Genomic DNA, 14,290 nt, shown 5'->3' on the forward strand with positions numbered 1-14,290 from the left:
GCCCATAAAAGCCCGATTGGTTCAACCAACAACCAGCAGGGGATGAAGCCCCCACTGCTGGTTGATTTCACTTTATATAACGCAATACTGGTTTTCTTGCTGCAAGCGCCTCATCTAATCTGCCAATTACTGTAGTATGAGGTGCTTCTTGCACAGTTTCTGGTGTTTCCTCTGCTTCTTTTGCAATTTGAATCATCGCATCAATAAATTGATCTAATGTTTCTTTTGATTCCGTTTCAGTCGGTTCAATCATGATGCATTCTTCTACATTAAGGGGGAAGTAGATAGTTGGCGGATGATAGCCGAAGTCTAAAAGTCTTTTGGCTATATCCAAAGTGCGGACACCCAGCTTCTTCTGGCGTTTTCCGCTTAATACAAATTCATGCTTGCAGTGACGGTCAAATGGCAAATCATAAAATTCCGCTAATCTTCTCATCATATAATTAGCATTTAATACGGCATTTTCCGTTACTGCTTTTAAACCATCTGGCCCCATGGAGCGGATATACGTATAAGCCCGAACATTAATGCCAAAGTTTCCGTAAAACGGCTTAACCCGACCAATCGATTGTGGACGGTCATAATCAAAACTATATTCATCGCCGATTTTTACGATAACAGGTTTCGGCAAAAATGGAATCAAATCTGCTTTTACTCCTACTGGGCCTGATCCTGGACCTCCGCCGCCATGGGGACCTGTAAAAGTCTTATGCAGGTTTAAGTGAACAACATCAAATCCCATATCTCCTGGTCTAGCTTTTGATAATACGGCATTCAAATTAGCTCCATCATAATATAATTTTCCGCCGGCACTATGAACAATTTCAGCCATTTCCAAAATATTTTCCTCAAATAAACCTAACGTATTGGGATTTGTCAACATCAGTGCAGCTGTATCTTCTCCAACCACTCTTCTTAAGTCTTCTAAGTCTACTAAACCCTGCTCATTTGATTTTACTGTGATTGTTTCTAAGCCTGCAACCGTTGCTGATGCTGGGTTTGTGCCGTGAGCAGAGTCAGGAACAATAACTTTGGTGCGATTTGTATCACCTTTTGCTTCATGGTATGCACGAATCATCATAAGTCCCGTCCATTCCCCATGAGCTCCTGCAGCTGGCTGTAGTGTCACTTCATCCATCCCTGTTATTTCTGTTAAATGCTCTTGCAAATCGTACATCAGCTCTAATGCACCCTGAACAGAATTTTCCTCTTGCAGTGGATGAATATTGGCAAAACCTGCGAATCTTGCGACATGTTCATTAATCTTTGGATTATATTTCATCGTACAAGAACCTAATGGATAAAAACCAGAATCCAAACCATGGTTTCTTTTTGATAAAGCTGTATAATGACGCATAATATCCAATTCAGAAACCTCTGGCAACTCTGGATTTTCTTCCCTTACATAATCAGTAGGCAAAAGATCTTCTAATGCGATTTCCGGCACATCCATTTCAGGGAGACTATATCCAATACGCCCAGGTGTACTGCTTTCAAATATAAGTGCTACTTCTTGATTATGCATGGTAATCCTCCATTTCTTTTACAAATTCATCGATTTCCTCTTTCGTTCTTAATTCTGTTACAGCTACAAGCATATGATTATCAAGATTGTCATAATCTCTGCCTAAATCATATCCGCCTATGATTCCTTTTTGCAGAAGTTCTCGATTAATTGTAGAAACTGGTGCCTTGCAATTGACAACAAATTCATTAAAAGAATGTCCATCAAAAGCAATTTTAAAGCCAGCTTCTTTAAATTTGCTTTTTGCATATGCAGCCTTTTGCAAATTGCTGACTGCCATTTCTTTTACCCCATGTTTTCCAAGAGCTGTCATCGCAACAGAAGCAGCTAGTGCATTTAGCGCCTGATTAGAGCAAATATTAGAAGTGGCTTTATCTCTACGGATATGCTGCTCCCTTGCTTGCAAAGTCAAAACAAAACCTCTTTTTCCTTGATCGTCCACTGTTTGCCCAACTAAACGTCCTGGCACTTTACGCATCAATTTAGATGTTACAGCAAAATAACCGCAATGTGGTCCTCCAAAGCCTTGGGGAATGCCAAAACTTTGAGCATCTCCCACAACAATATCCGCATTAAATTTTCCTGGTGGCGTTAAAATTCCTAATGCTAATGGATTGCTAGAAACAACAAACATTCCTTTATCTGCATGAATAATTTCTTCTAGCTCTTTTAATGGTTCAATTCTGCCAAAAAAATTAGGATATTGAATCATTACCGCCGCAACCTCTTTGTCCATCATTGCTTTTAGCGCATCAATATCTGTTATACCGTTATTATGGGGAATTTCCACTACCTCAATATATTGACCTTTAGCATATGTTTTCACAACTTCCTTTGCTTCTGGATGAACGGTGCTCGATACAAGTATTTTTTTTCTTTTTGTCGCACCTGCACTTAACATCCCTGCTTCAGCCAAAGCTGTTGGGCCATCATACATAGAAGAGTTTGCTACATCCATGCCAGTAAGCTCGCAAATCATCGTTTGAAATTCAAAAATCGCTTGCAATTCACCTTGTGAAATTTCTGGCTGGTAAGGGGTATACGCTGTATAAAACTCGGAACGTGAAATAACATGATCCACAATGACAGGAGAGTAATGGTCATATACACCTGCACCTAAAAAAGAAACATTTGATTTGGCATCCGCATTTTTTTTCGCTAATCTGCTTAATTCTTTTAATAATGCAGATTCATCTTTAGCTGGTTTAATATTGTATTCTCCTTGAAAACGAACACTTTCTGGAATATCTGTAAAAAGTTCATCAACAGAATTTACCCCAATCGTCCCTAACATTGCTTTTTTATCTTCAGTCGTCATTGGCAAATAGCGATGTTTCATCCTATCAAACTCCTCCTACTATTTAATTTGTTCTTTTATAAAATGGAGTGGCTGCTACTTTTGCTTTTACATATTTTCCTCTAATTTCAATTTCCACTTCTTGATCTAGCTTTGCATATTCTATATTTAATAGAACTAGCCCAATGTTTTTCTTTAGCGTTGGAGATTGCGTTCCTGTTGTTACTTCACCAATCACTTCTCCATTTGCATATACTTTATAGCCATGTCTTGGAATTCCTCTGTCTATCATCTCTACACCAACAAGCTTTCTAGCAATGCCATTTTCTTTTTGCGCTGCTAATGCAGATTTCCCGATAAAATCTGCCTCTTTATTTAATTTAACAGCAAAGCCGATACCTGCTTCTAATGGAGAAATACTTGCAGATAATTCTTGCCCATAAAGTGCAAGTGTTGCTTCAAAACGAAGGGTGTCTCTTGCTCCTAATCCACAAGGAAGAACTCCATCTTCTTTCCCAGCTGCAAGAATCTCCTGCCATAGCTCTCCTGCATCTTTGCTGTCACAATAGATTTCAAACCCATCTTCTCCTGTATATCCTGTACGAGACAACAGCACTTGTTTGCCAGCTAGGTTCTGTTTTTGCTGGAATTGAAAATAACCGATGGAACTTAAATTGATATTTGGGTTTATTTTTTGAATAACTTTTCCAGATAATGGTCCCTGAAGAGCTAATTGTGCAAAATTTTCCGACAAATCAACTAATTCAACTTCCCCTTCAGCATGTTCTTTGAGCCAATTAAAATCTTTTTCGATATTAGAGGCATTAACCACTAGCAAATAATGATCATCCGCTAATTTATATGTAAGCAAATCATCGACAGTTCCACCATTTTCATAACACATGGCAGCATATTGTGCTCCGCCATTTTTAATTTTGGAGACATCATTCGTTAACATTTTTTGTAAAAAGGACAAACTTTCTTTTCCTTTTACTTCTATTTCCCCCATATGAGAAACATCAAATAAACCAGCTTTTGTTCTTACCGCCTCATGTTCTTCCTTTATACTTGAAAATTGCACAGGCAAATCCCATCCGCCAAAATCAATTGTTTTTCCGCCATATTGTTTATAAAAAGGAAATAATGGTGTCCGCTTTAACTCCGTCATATTAATTGCTCCTTTTCTCTTATTTTTTCTATAAAACTTTTTAGTGAGAATTCGTTCTTTCAGAAAAAAGTTCACAAAAAAGGACAGAACCCTCCCTTATAAAAAGTTAGGGTCTCTGTCCTTGCACCTGAAAGTTTACCGAAAATCTCGGCTGTCCCCTTTGGTGGCCGACTCTCTAAAAAAGAGAATGCAGCACTCTCCAGAGCTGCGTCAAAATAGAGTTCTTTTGCCTGAGAGATTCACAAAGTAAATTGTTTGCTCCTTCGGCGCCACATACGTAGTCTCTCCCCTATTTCTCATCCGCATTTATAAAATTATTTTTAATGGGTCATACTATTACTATCTATTTTTCACATACTAGCTTTATGATTCTAATAAATAGTATTTAGATTATTATTCCCACCACTTAAACACGATCATTTAATAACAAAAACCAGGTAAACGTTCATATTTCAACAGTCAAATAAATATAATGCGACAAATTTTAAAACATTTAACACCTTAATCCTAACATCATGATAAAAAACAGGCAACTACTTTTTTTCGTTTTGCAAGATAATTTAAAATAGATGATTTATACAATGTATTCCGACTATTTTCATATAGTGTCTGTGTTTAGAAAATAAGTTTCTTTTCTATATCGCAAATCTGACAGAAAGGAAGAACAAGATGACAATTTCAATTAACTTTGACCCTTCATGGAATGAAGAAATTATGAAAAGAATGGCAGATGATGGTCCATGGGCAAATTGGGAGTTATATAAACTTGCTCTAGAAGTGGAACAGCATACCATTATTCCTGAGTTCGAAGGATTGCAAGCTCCCAAACATTTATCGGATTTAACTCCACTTCCCCATCAGTTAGAAGTAGCAAAAAAGGTAATTGAAGACATGAACGGCAAAGCAATACTGGCAGATGAAGTAGGTCTTGGAAAAACGATTGAAGCAGGGTTGATTCTAAAAGAATATATGATTCGCGGACTTGTCAAAAAAGTGCTTATATTAGTGCCTGCTTCCCTTGTCACACAATGGGCAATGGAATTAAATACAAAATTTTTCATTCCCGCTGCCATTCAAAGAAAAAGCTATGTATGGGAACAAGCTGATATCGTTGTATCTTCAATTGATACAGCAAAAAGAGATCCTCATAAAGATATTATTTATAATCAAGACTATGATTTAGTTATTATTGATGAAGCACATAAACTAAAAAATAATAAAACCAAAAACTATGAATTTGTGCAAAACTTAAAAAAGAAGTTCTGCCTTTTGCTGACTGCAACACCCATCCAAAATCGCATAAGCGAAATATTCAACCTAGTTTCTTTGCTAAAGCCAGGGCATTTAGGAAACGAAGCGACATTTTACGAAAAATATAAAAAAGATGCCCGCTCTATTAACGATGACGAGCATTTAAAAGAACTAGTCAATAAAGTGATGATTCGCAACAGAAGACAAGACACTGGCATTGAATGGACAAAACGTATTGTCGAAGCAGTTACAATTGAATTCTCCAAAGAGGAACAAGAACTTTATGACAGTATTCTTCGCTTAAAAGAGCTGGATATCAGCGAAGAAGGCAGAAGCCCATTTTCGCTGATTACCCTGCAAAGAGAAGCATGCAGCTCACGGGAAGCCGTCTATTATACTCTGCAGAATATGCTGAAGAAAGCAGAACAGCCCACTGATGCATTACTGCAAAACATTCAATTTTTAATGAAAAAGGTTGAAGCTGTTCAAAGTAATTCAAAAGCAAACAAAGCTCTAGAATTAATCAAAAAAATAGATGATAAAGTCATTATCTTTACAGAATATCGAGCCACACAACTATATCTGCAATGGTTTCTTAAACAGCACGGGATCACATCGGTTCCTTTTCGCGGCGGATTTAAAAGAGGAAAAAAAGATTGGATGAGAGATTTATTTCAAAATCATGCTCAAGTGCTTATTGCAACAGAAGCAGGCGGAGAAGGCATCAATCTACAGTTTTGCAATCATATCATCAACTTTGATTTGCCCTGGAATCCAATGCGGCTAGAACAAAGAATTGGCAGAATCCACCGTTTGGGACAAGAAAAAAATGTGATGATTTATAATTTTGCTATAAAAGAAACGATGGAAGATCATATTTTAAAATTATTATATGAAAAAATTCATTTATTTGAAAAAGTGGTCGGCGATCTTGATGATATTTTAACAAAATTAGATTTTGGCAAAATGGACGACCATATGATGGACATATTCTCCCATTCTCGGACAGAAGGAGAAATGAAAATTAAAATGGATAATTTGACAAGCATGATTGAATTTGCTCAGAGTTTAAAGGAAGGTGAAGGTAATGAAGCAAGCGGAAATACATCAATTTCTTGAACGTTTTTTTTTAGCAAATGACTGCGAGCTGCTGGAAAATAAACAAGGATATTTGGTAGTGCAATTAACAATTGACCTTGACAAAGAACTAATGAATCGGCCATTTTATTGGCATTACCTTGAAAAAACAGGAGGGATACCAAATCCAGCCAAGTTAACGCTGATTACCAACCCAGCCATTGCTCCAAAAGATATAAAAGGGGAACTAATCCACTTTGGATCCCCTAGATTGCATCAATTATTTACATGCGCCAAAAAATTATCTGGTTATATCCGTTTATATGAAAATAGAAAAGGGAAAGCTCAAGAGCATACCGCACTAAAACCATGGATTAATATCAATATGAAAATATCTTATCAATGTGATCGAAAACGAGATATTTTTCGTTCTATTGGTTTGCAGCTAATCAACGGACAAATTGTGGATGATTTTCAATCAAAATTAGAAAAATTGCCTTTAGCAGCAAAAATTCCCGATTTTGCTTTTACTTTATCTCCCCTTATTATGCCCAAAAGCGGCATAACAAGAATTGAAAATACAGTAAAACAAGATCTGCTAAAAGAAGATTATACATGGGCAGAAGAGGCAAAACAAAGATGGGCAAAAGATTTGCATCTATTAGAACATTTCTATGAAGATATGGAGGACTACTCAGAAAGCCTAGAAACAGAAAGATTAGCCCTTCAAGAACAATACGAGCCGAAAATAAATATATCCATTGTAAACGGCGGACTCTTTTATTTAGCTTCGGAAGCCATGTAAAAAAAGGCTTATTAGTATAGCGCTCTTTAAAAAGCGTTTATCTAATAGGCCTTTTTCATTAATCTTTTCTTCGTCTCGATTTTTTGACGCTATAGCTGATCGCATATGGCAAAATGCCAAACCATCTGAGCATAAAAGGTTCTTTCTGATCTTTTTTTTCTTTTTTTAGTTGCTTTCGCTGATCTTTCGGCTGATCCATATATTGTACAAATGTTTGCGTTAAATATCTTACATAATCATTTGTATTCATCACAATACTCCCCCGACTTTTTACTTACAGCATAACCAGCAATGAAACAAAATATTCCAAAGTGTGAACAAAGTTCATTTTGCTGACTTTTCAGGCTGATGGAAAGTGTTTGTCGGCAGCCTGAAGATATTCTTCCATCACTTTGTTTTCTCTACCCACTTTGTCATTTTATGCTGTTCTGCATTAAAATAGCTGATGGCGTTTATTTGATAATTTGGCTCTGCCGTCAGCACATAGTCAATCTTTTCCTCTGCTTCTGAATATTTTTGAATTGTATATTGAACAGCCCCATGATTATATATATATTTCCCTATTTTCCCTTCTATTTCTTGATCAGCTAATTTCCCTTCAATATCTTTTACGGTATTCATTAAATAATAACCATTTCTGTATTGTGCTTTCGTTTCTTCCAATATCTTTTTTTTAGTGATATAAAACTCTGTCATTCCTGCAAAAAAAACCATAAATAAAAGAAACACACAAAATGTAACAGGATAAATAAACCCACTTTCACGACGAATCATCTACATCCCCCTCAAGATTTAAATAAGACCGTATTTCAACTTCTTTCTGCTGCATATATTGATCTTTTACGATAATTTTCACTCCATTAGCAATAGAAAAGAAACCAATCATTTCTATCCTTTGCAAAACTACTTCATGCCCAGATACATTAACTCTTCTGCGAATTTTATTAGAATAGCATTCATACTGAATATTTTCTCCATTAACATAAAGGAGAAGCTTATTTTGCTCGATATTTATGCTCTCTGACATCCTTGCTTCTTTTTTTAATTGTTGAGCAAAAATTTCCCACTCAATATTTTGCAATTGCTTCTCTGCCGGCTGTATATTAAGGATAATTTGAAGAAAAAAAGGCAAAAAGGAGACAATTACTAAAAAAACAAATAAAGAAAACAACATATCTAATAAAATAAATCCCTTTTTATTTGTAATAGATTTCACAAAAAAATTGCTTTCTTTGAAAATTATTTTCATGATAAATGCATATCTCCTTTTCTGTGTTCCATTTGACCTGATAGAGAATGCCCTCTTTTTCTATATGAAAATTCTCCTTTCCCTTATCCTCTACAAGTACTCCTTCTAGATATTCATATAATACTTGAATGGCCAATTTTTCTTCATCCAATTGCTTCAGCTGTTTAAGCAAATGAGTATATGCCGGAATAAAAAAGAGGCACAGCATAAACAAAACAGTTAAAGCCAAAAACATTTCAGGAAGAGAAAAGCCTTTACCATTTCGTAACATAAAATCTACCTTGGCCAATCTGAATCGTCAGCGTATATTTTTTTTCTCCTATTAAAAACGGGTATGTGGCAAATTTGCTCATATTTCCATTAGGCAATATGGAAAAATTAAAGGAAATGCGATCATCGTTAATGACTACCGCTTCGTCATATTTGCGGTAAATAATCTCCCCTGTCGCAATGTCTCCTTTAATCGCATACTCTTTTTGTGATGGAGTAAATTGAACATATATTCTCATTTGATGGGAAAGTGCATAACTTTGGGCATAAAATAAATCAGCTTGCAGCTGGGTAAAAAAAGTATTTCCTTTTGCCATCTCCATTTGCGGTTTAAATAAAAGAAAAGATAAAGAGAGTAAAATCATAAAAATAGACAATGCCACCATCATTTCTAGTAACGTAAATCCTTTTTCATTCATCATGGTGTACTTTGAACTGTTACTGTGCCATTTGTGCTAATTGATATAGCATCTCCATTGGGACAAGTTGTTTGCCCCTCCTGCAAGTACCCTTCCTCTGCCAGATCTGCCGGTGTTTCTGGATATTTTTTTTTATCCATATAATAGGACTGAACTTCTGCTTGAACCATCTTTATAAATGCGTTACAGCCGGTTGTGTTGATTTTGGAATTATGTTTTGTTACATTTGGAATCGTAATTAAAAGCAAAATGGAAATAACCAATAGTACAATCATCATTTCAATCAATGTAAATCCCTTTTCATTTTTCATTTTTTTCTCCTTTCAAAATCCATCTAGCAGCTGAAACATCGGCAATAACACCGCCAAATAAATAGAAATAATCAATAACCCAACAAATCCATAAAGGCAAGGCTGCACCACTTTTATTGTTTTATTTATCTTTTTTTCTAATGTATTTATACAAAAAGTGCTAAAAAAAGCGAGTTCTTGATCCAACTTGCCATTCTCTTGTCCATGCTTCAAAATTCTCATTAATTCTTTTTCTAAAAATGCAAGAGCCTCAAAAGCGATTTCCAACCTTTCTCCCGTTTTTAACTGTTCAATGACAAATGCACCAACCTCCTTATATAAGGGCTGCTGTTTATTTTGCTGAAAAAATTGCAGGCTTTCATAAATCGAAAAACCGCCTGAAAGCAAATAACTTAATTGTTGAGTTATCGTATGGGTGTAATATAAGGAAAAATAACTTCCGATAAAGGGGATTTTTGTATAGAGTCTGCTTTTTGTCATGCTGTCCATCTTTTTTATTTTCAAATGATAATAAAACAATAAGGCGATACACAAAAGCAGCAAAATAATACACAAAATTGGAAAAATCTTTCCTGCTCCAATAATAAACAGCATAAAAAGATTACGTTTTAAATCCATCGATAAAAAAAGCGCAGTGAATTTCGGCAATAAAATCTGCTGTACAAATACGAATAATACAGCGGTAAATGCCATTAGAAAAAGTGGATAATAGAGGATTTTTTTTAATTTGGCTACCGTTTGCTGTCTGCTTGTCATCATGCTCCCTGCATCTTGAAACGCTGTAGCGAAACCGCCGTGCTTTTCTGCAAAAAAGACATAGCTTATCAACTGCACATTAAATTGGAGCTTAATTAAATTTTCATAAAATGATTCCCCTCCTTGCAGTGACCCAATGCATGCACGAATTTCTTCCTGTTTATAAAATGGCAGATAATATAAAGTCGATTGCACAGCTTCCGCTAAACTATAGCCTCTCTCCAGCAATTCACCAATATTCATTAAAAACATTGCCTGCTCATCCAATGACCATTTATTCTTTCTCATAGTCAAATACCCAACGTTCATATTCTTCTTCTTTAATAAATCCTAGTGCAATGCCTTTATTAATATTTTGCGCCAAGGTTTTATAGATTTTTTCCTTTCCTTGCGGTTCTCCTTTTAAAATGCCCATAATTGTTTTTCCTGTAATAATTTCAAATACACTGGCTCTTTTTAAACGCTCGCTTACGCTAAAACAGTAGGGGGAACATTCTCCAACACAAAAAGGACAGACTAACTCTACTAGCCGCTGTGCCGTTACGGCAATTAATGTTTGTTCAATTTCCTGCTTTTGAATGCCAAATTCCAATAAACGGCCAATCGCTCCTTTGGCATCTCTTGTATGCATCGTCGTAATGACCAAATGTCCCGTTAATGATGCTCTAATTGCAGTTTCTGCCGTTTCCCCGTCCCTTATTTCACCAACCATGATAATATCAGGGTCATGCCTGAGGATTGCTTTTAAACCTGTTGAATACGTGATTCCCGCTTTTTCATTAACTTGAATCTGCAGCACATTTTCTTGAGGCTTTTCGATAGGATCTTCCAAACTGATGACATTCCTGTGATAAAGATGAGCATTTTCATTTAATAAAGAATATAATGTGGTCGTTTTGCCCGATCCAGTCGGTAACGTTACGCAAAAACAATTAATCCATCTAGTTTTAATTACCTTCTTATGCCTACTCTTCTTTAACAAACGAATTAATATAATCCACCGGTTCATCCATAAACGGCAGATCATCTTTATCGCCAAATGTCGCAAGGTAAGCATAGATACATTCTGCAACAAACATTTCATGACCATCGTATTTTTCATTTAGCCGAATTAGTTCATGCCATTTTTCCATGTATCTCACGCTCCTGCTTTTATATTTTTCAATTGCTTATTAATTCCTTTACGATAGAACCAAATTAGCTCACTACTTAACTCGTTTTCTTTTATATCCCAAAACAACTCGTTAGATCGATAAATGGTCATACTGCCATCTACGTACTTCATGAGTGTTATGACTCCTGTATTCTGTTCATCCACAAAATGAAGGTAAAATTTAGTTCCATCCCAGCTGGCCAGTTCATTAAACTTTTCAACAAAAACAGTTATATCCTTTTTTCTTCTGATAATCATAGATGCTCTCTCCTTTTTTATTAGACTGCATTGCCAATTTGTTTTAACACATTAAGAATTAATGGGGATATTTGAATCAGCACATAACCTAATCCGGCATTTTGTATTGTGGACCAAGCTTTATCGGAATTACCTAGCATGAAGAAGAAGCAGCCGCCCACGATGATTACACTTGCTACCGGAAAAGATAAAGCTACTAACACATCAACTAATGGATCTAATGCATGTGCTAAAGTTTCTAACGTTTTTTCTCCCATCCATTGTGTTGCTCCTACTGGAATTGCATCTGTTGGACTTGCTGCAAATACTGGTTTAGCCATGATAAGTGGAATAGCAATGGAAGTACCTACTCTTCTTACTACTTTTCCTACATTTGATTTTTTCTTAGATACTTTCTTTTCTTTATAACTTCCAGACATGAAATCATTAAATGCTATTGTTTGCATATGAGTCATCTCCCTTATTTAATTTCATCGATTGTATAAACAACACATGGCAGGTCCTTACACAATTCTTTCAATTGCTTTCTTCTCAATTCAGTTGTGGTTAACCATATTAATGTAGGAAAATATCCAAAATGTTTTTTTAAGTGACCAGCTTTATACAATGCAGCATAGTTATTTATTTTGGTCTTATTCTCTTTCATCTTTTGTAAGGAGTCGACCTCTAAGAAGTGGTATTTCCCATTTGATTTAAACCAGGTATCCGTAACAATAGAAGTAATTCCATCGCTTATTTTGACTTCATTTGTCCATTCAACTGGACGTTTAGCAAAGATATAAAAGTAATTTCTAAGGATAGTGTGATTAACAAATGGATTCTTTCTTCTCACCTTGTTAGAGTTCACATATGCCCTGCCATCAGCGTTTAAATAATAGATGGACGAATACTCTTCCCTAAAGGATTCTAAGTAAGGAGACAACTCTTTTAGGATTCTATTGGCATTGCGTACTTTACCTAAATTGTGGATGGATTGCAGCTGATCACGATTAAGAAAGTCCAGTTTTTTCAATGATAATAGGATTGCTTCTTGGCGCTTGTTTAGGGTCTTCAAGAATCTGACCTCCTTTATCTATGATGTGAGGATCAATAATGGAATGAATGATTTCGGAAGTAATTAGTGGAGTTTGGACTATGACTTTTTTATCTGCTGTTTGGTAAATAGCGCGGCCTTTAATTTCGGGTAATTGCTCTGCTCCTTCACCATCTAACACAACTCTTGATGCTGTGGAAGATTGAACACGGAAGCATAGCTTTGCATCACTGTTTTGTTTACATTGTCTAGGGATAACATCACCAGTAGGATATTGAGTGGCCAGGATTAAACGAAAACCTAAACCGGCACCAAGTCTAGAAATCTGACTCATATATCTTTGGCACTCTCTTTTTAATTCTTTTTCTTCTCTGTCCACAGCTTCTTCTGGATTTAATTCTCCAACTTCATCGATAATAATAAAATGCCTTTCCTTTATGCCAGCTTCTTGGACATTCTTTTTCCCCAGCTTTCTAACCCTTTGCTGCATCTTTCTCATTTCGTTATAAGCATTCTCTAGTACTTCCTTGGCTTCTTCTGGCTCATATGCAATAGAAACAGTTTGCTTAATATTTTCATAGTCACATAGTTCCACACCGCCTTTTAAGTCCACAAGGTGAAGTTTTACATGGTTTGGCTGCTGTTTAATTAGAGAAGTAATAATTCCATTAATTAAATTTGATTTTCCATACCGTGTGGCGCCGCCTAATGCAAAGTGTGGTATTCTTTCAAAGTCGTGAAAAATAGCTTTATTTTTTTCTCTTGTGATTCCTATTGGAACAGACCAGCCTTTCCCTTCAAACATTTCGACTAATGTTGGCATTGGCTCATCATACACACGGATGATTAACATTCCATCATAGGATAGCTCTATTTCCTTCCTTTCCGTGAGTTTTCTCTTATAGAGACTTCTAATACTCTGAACGATATTCCGGTCTAATTTAAGCTGTTTTATGTCTCCTATTTGGAGTTTAACTGTACGTGTATTTATTCCAGCTTCAATTATTTTCTTTTTAGAAAGATAATCCTCAAAACCCCTTCCCAGTGGAATGCGATAACGATATTCTGTCCCCCACTCATAGTTTCTTTTCTTCACTAATTGAGTGGTCAAGGTTTGTTTTCCATCCTTCACATTTAAACCGGACAGTGCAAAGATTTTGTTCAATTTTTTTGAGTCATTCCCAACTCCATTTTTCGAGAGATGAGCTTGTAGAGCCAGCCCTCCCATCAGCATCGATGTGACAGTTTCAAAAATCAATTGTATTCCTCCTTTCCTACGCCACCTCTTTATAGATACATAGTATCTATCCCATCCATCTAGCATTTAAAAAAGATAGCTTAAGTTACTGATATAAAGAGATCTGGCATATGCTCGATCAAGCTACTAGGGTGGTAATTCATTTGGTATAGTAAATGGTATTAGATTAAGCAAAAATTTATGCCTATTCGCCACAAATATTTGTGGAAGGAATCAATAAAAATTTAGAGAAACTTTATTATGAGGTGTTCGTATGTTAAAAAGTCGTATAGGGGAACTATTGAGAATTAGTAAATATAGAAGGGAATATATATTAAAGGAAATAGGCGTAAGTCCAAATACATTAACTAATTGGGTAACTGGAAAAACTTATCCTACAATGGATAAAGCATATATTTTAGCCAAATTATTAGAATGTAAATTGGAAGATCTATACGAGTACAAAGAAGAGACTAACTAG

18 protein-coding genes, 1 pseudogene and 1 riboswitch are annotated in these 14,290 nt (G+C 35.8%); of the genes and pseudogenes, 3 read left to right on the forward strand and 16 right to left on the reverse strand.

Annotated features, from left to right (window positions below):
* Positions 1-67 precede the first annotated feature (67 nt).
* The 3 genes from gcvPB to gcvT are packed head-to-tail and all read right to left on the reverse strand — an operon-like array spanning position 68 to position 3,990.
* Positions 68-1,525 carry an aminomethyl-transferring glycine dehydrogenase subunit GcvPB gene (gene gcvPB, locus NCCP28_RS02760; RefSeq protein WP_248559864.1) on the reverse strand — a complete coding sequence of 486 codons (1,458 nt, stop codon included), beginning with the start codon at positions 1,523-1,525 and terminating at the stop codon, positions 68-70.
* A complete protein-coding gene (gene gcvPA, locus NCCP28_RS02765; RefSeq protein WP_248559865.1) occupies positions 1,518-2,864 on the reverse strand; it encodes an aminomethyl-transferring glycine dehydrogenase subunit GcvPA in 1,347 nt (448 codons plus the stop codon). Before gcvPA ends, gcvPB begins: the two co-directional genes overlap by 8 nt.
* A 22-nt stretch (positions 2,865-2,886) precedes the next feature.
* Positions 2,887-3,990 carry a glycine cleavage system aminomethyltransferase GcvT gene (gene gcvT / locus NCCP28_RS02770; RefSeq protein WP_248559866.1) on the reverse strand — a complete coding sequence of 368 codons (1,104 nt, stop codon included), beginning with the start codon at positions 3,988-3,990 and terminating at the stop codon, positions 2,887-2,889.
* A 208-nt stretch (positions 3,991-4,198) separates the two neighbouring features.
* Positions 4,199-4,290, reverse strand: a riboswitch (glycine riboswitch).
* Positions 4,291-4,659: 369 nt separating this feature from the next.
* On the opposite strand from gcvT, the gene NCCP28_RS02775 reads away from it, so the two are divergent.
* Together NCCP28_RS02775 and NCCP28_RS02780 are read left to right on the forward strand one after the other, a co-directional pair.
* Positions 4,660-6,360 (forward strand): DEAD/DEAH box helicase, encoded by a 1,701-nt coding sequence (locus NCCP28_RS02775; protein ID WP_248559867.1) that lies wholly within the window; start codon positions 4,660-4,662, stop codon positions 6,358-6,360.
* A complete protein-coding gene (locus NCCP28_RS02780) occupies positions 6,329-7,123 on the forward strand; it encodes a YqhG family protein (RefSeq protein ID WP_248559868.1) in 795 nt (264 codons plus the stop codon). Before NCCP28_RS02775 ends, NCCP28_RS02780 begins: the two co-directional genes overlap by 32 nt.
* Positions 7,124-7,181: 58 nt before the next feature.
* On the opposite strand, the gene NCCP28_RS02785 is transcribed toward NCCP28_RS02780, so the two are convergent.
* From NCCP28_RS02785 to NCCP28_RS02845, 13 genes and pseudogenes are all read right to left on the reverse strand, one after another.
* Complete coding sequence (locus NCCP28_RS02785; protein WP_248559869.1) at positions 7,182-7,373, reverse strand: YqzE family protein; 192 nt, start codon at positions 7,371-7,373, stop codon at positions 7,182-7,184.
* A gap of 137 nt (positions 7,374-7,510) precedes the next feature.
* Positions 7,511-7,897 (reverse strand): competence type IV pilus minor pilin ComGG, encoded by a 387-nt coding sequence (gene comGG, locus NCCP28_RS02790; RefSeq protein WP_248559870.1) that lies wholly within the window; start codon positions 7,895-7,897, stop codon positions 7,511-7,513.
* On the reverse strand, positions 7,884-8,372 hold the full coding sequence (gene comGF, locus NCCP28_RS02795; protein WP_248559871.1) for a competence type IV pilus minor pilin ComGF: 489 nt from the start codon (positions 8,370-8,372) through the stop codon (positions 7,884-7,886). The genes comGG and comGF overlap by 14 nt, the downstream gene beginning before the upstream one ends.
* Positions 8,320-8,643 carry a type II secretion system protein gene (locus tag NCCP28_RS02800; protein ID WP_248559872.1) on the reverse strand — a complete coding sequence of 108 codons (324 nt, stop codon included), beginning with the start codon at positions 8,641-8,643 and terminating at the stop codon, positions 8,320-8,322. The genes comGF and NCCP28_RS02800 overlap by 53 nt, the downstream gene beginning before the upstream one ends.
* Positions 8,627-9,064, reverse strand: coding sequence for a competence type IV pilus minor pilin ComGD (gene comGD / locus NCCP28_RS02805; protein WP_248559873.1), 438 nt, complete (start codon positions 9,062-9,064; stop codon positions 8,627-8,629). Before comGD ends, NCCP28_RS02800 begins: the two co-directional genes overlap by 17 nt.
* Positions 9,061-9,372: a competence type IV pilus major pilin ComGC gene (gene comGC, locus NCCP28_RS02810; RefSeq protein ID WP_248559874.1), complete on the reverse strand. Its 312-nt coding sequence runs from the start codon at positions 9,370-9,372 to the stop codon at positions 9,061-9,063. The genes comGD and comGC overlap by 4 nt, the downstream gene beginning before the upstream one ends.
* 12 nt (positions 9,373-9,384) lie before the next feature.
* On the reverse strand, positions 9,385-10,437 hold the full coding sequence (comGB, locus tag NCCP28_RS02815) for a competence type IV pilus assembly protein ComGB (RefSeq protein WP_248559875.1): 1,053 nt from the start codon (positions 10,435-10,437) through the stop codon (positions 9,385-9,387).
* A pseudogene (locus tag NCCP28_RS02820) lies at positions 10,403-11,143 on the reverse strand (ATPase, T2SS/T4P/T4SS family); the annotation flags it as partial. The pseudogene NCCP28_RS02820 and the gene comGB, both read right to left, overlap by 35 nt.
* Positions 11,094-11,261, reverse strand: coding sequence for a hypothetical protein (locus tag NCCP28_RS23965; protein WP_248559876.1), 168 nt, complete (start codon positions 11,259-11,261; stop codon positions 11,094-11,096). The pseudogene NCCP28_RS02820 and the gene NCCP28_RS23965, both read right to left, overlap by 50 nt.
* 5 nt (positions 11,262-11,266) lie before the next feature.
* Complete coding sequence (locus NCCP28_RS02830) at positions 11,267-11,539, reverse strand: hypothetical protein (RefSeq protein WP_248559877.1); 273 nt, start codon at positions 11,537-11,539, stop codon at positions 11,267-11,269.
* 20 nt (positions 11,540-11,559) lie between these two features.
* Positions 11,560-11,985, reverse strand: a complete 426-nt coding sequence (locus NCCP28_RS02835; protein ID WP_248559878.1) for a hypothetical protein — start codon at positions 11,983-11,985, stop codon at positions 11,560-11,562.
* A 14-nt stretch (positions 11,986-11,999) separates the two neighbouring features.
* Positions 12,000-12,593, reverse strand: a complete 594-nt coding sequence (locus NCCP28_RS02840; RefSeq protein WP_248559879.1) for a replication-relaxation family protein — start codon at positions 12,591-12,593, stop codon at positions 12,000-12,002.
* Complete coding sequence (locus NCCP28_RS02845; protein ID WP_248559880.1) at positions 12,529-13,830, reverse strand: FtsK/SpoIIIE domain-containing protein; 1,302 nt, start codon at positions 13,828-13,830, stop codon at positions 12,529-12,531. The genes NCCP28_RS02840 and NCCP28_RS02845 overlap by 65 nt, the downstream gene beginning before the upstream one ends.
* Positions 13,831-14,083: 253 nt before the next feature.
* Between NCCP28_RS02845 and NCCP28_RS02850 the strand changes: the two genes are divergently transcribed.
* Positions 14,084-14,290 (forward strand): helix-turn-helix transcriptional regulator, encoded by a 207-nt coding sequence (locus NCCP28_RS02850; RefSeq protein ID WP_248559881.1) that lies wholly within the window; start codon positions 14,084-14,086, stop codon positions 14,288-14,290.

The organism is Niallia sp. NCCP-28 (assembly GCF_023168165.1).
GTDB lineage: Bacteria > Bacillota > Bacilli > Bacillales > Cytobacillaceae > Niallia.

Excerpts from the sequence above, each read along its gene's own strand:
- gcvPB (WP_248559864.1), bottom strand. The coding sequence starts at position 1,525 with ATGCATAATCAAGAAGTAGCACTTATATTTGAAAGCAGTACACCTGGG.
- gcvPA (WP_248559865.1), bottom strand. The coding sequence starts at position 2,864 with ATGAAACATCGCTATTTGCCAATGACGACTGAAGATAAAAAAGCAATG.
- gcvT (WP_248559866.1), bottom strand. The coding sequence starts at position 3,990 with ATGACGGAGTTAAAGCGGACACCATTATTTCCTTTTTATAAACAATAT.
- NCCP28_RS02775 (WP_248559867.1), top strand. The coding sequence starts at position 4,660 with ATGACAATTTCAATTAACTTTGACCCTTCATGGAATGAAGAAATTATG.
- NCCP28_RS02780 (WP_248559868.1), top strand. The coding sequence starts at position 6,329 with ATGAAGCAAGCGGAAATACATCAATTTCTTGAACGTTTTTTTTTAGCA.
- NCCP28_RS02785 (WP_248559869.1), bottom strand. The coding sequence starts at position 7,373 with ATGAATACAAATGATTATGTAAGATATTTAACGCAAACATTTGTACAA.
- comGG (WP_248559870.1), bottom strand. The coding sequence starts at position 7,897 with ATGATTCGTCGTGAAAGTGGGTTTATTTATCCTGTTACATTTTGTGTG.
- comGF (WP_248559871.1), bottom strand. The coding sequence starts at position 8,372 with ATGAAAATAATTTTCAAAGAAAGCAATTTTTTTGTGAAATCTATTACA.
- NCCP28_RS02800 (WP_248559872.1), bottom strand. The coding sequence starts at position 8,643 with ATGTTACGAAATGGTAAAGGCTTTTCTCTTCCTGAAATGTTTTTGGCT.
- comGD (WP_248559873.1), bottom strand. The coding sequence starts at position 9,064 with ATGATGAATGAAAAAGGATTTACGTTACTAGAAATGATGGTGGCATTG.
- comGC (WP_248559874.1), bottom strand. The coding sequence starts at position 9,372 with ATGAAAAATGAAAAGGGATTTACATTGATTGAAATGATGATTGTACTA.
- comGB (WP_248559875.1), bottom strand. The coding sequence starts at position 10,437 with ATGAACGTTGGGTATTTGACTATGAGAAAGAATAAATGGTCATTGGAT.
- NCCP28_RS23965 (WP_248559876.1), bottom strand. The coding sequence starts at position 11,261 with ATGGAAAAATGGCATGAACTAATTCGGCTAAATGAAAAATACGATGGT.
- NCCP28_RS02830 (WP_248559877.1), bottom strand. The coding sequence starts at position 11,539 with ATGATTATCAGAAGAAAAAAGGATATAACTGTTTTTGTTGAAAAGTTT.
- NCCP28_RS02835 (WP_248559878.1), bottom strand. The coding sequence starts at position 11,985 with ATGCAAACAATAGCATTTAATGATTTCATGTCTGGAAGTTATAAAGAA.
- NCCP28_RS02850 (WP_248559881.1), top strand. The coding sequence starts at position 14,084 with ATGTTAAAAAGTCGTATAGGGGAACTATTGAGAATTAGTAAATATAGA.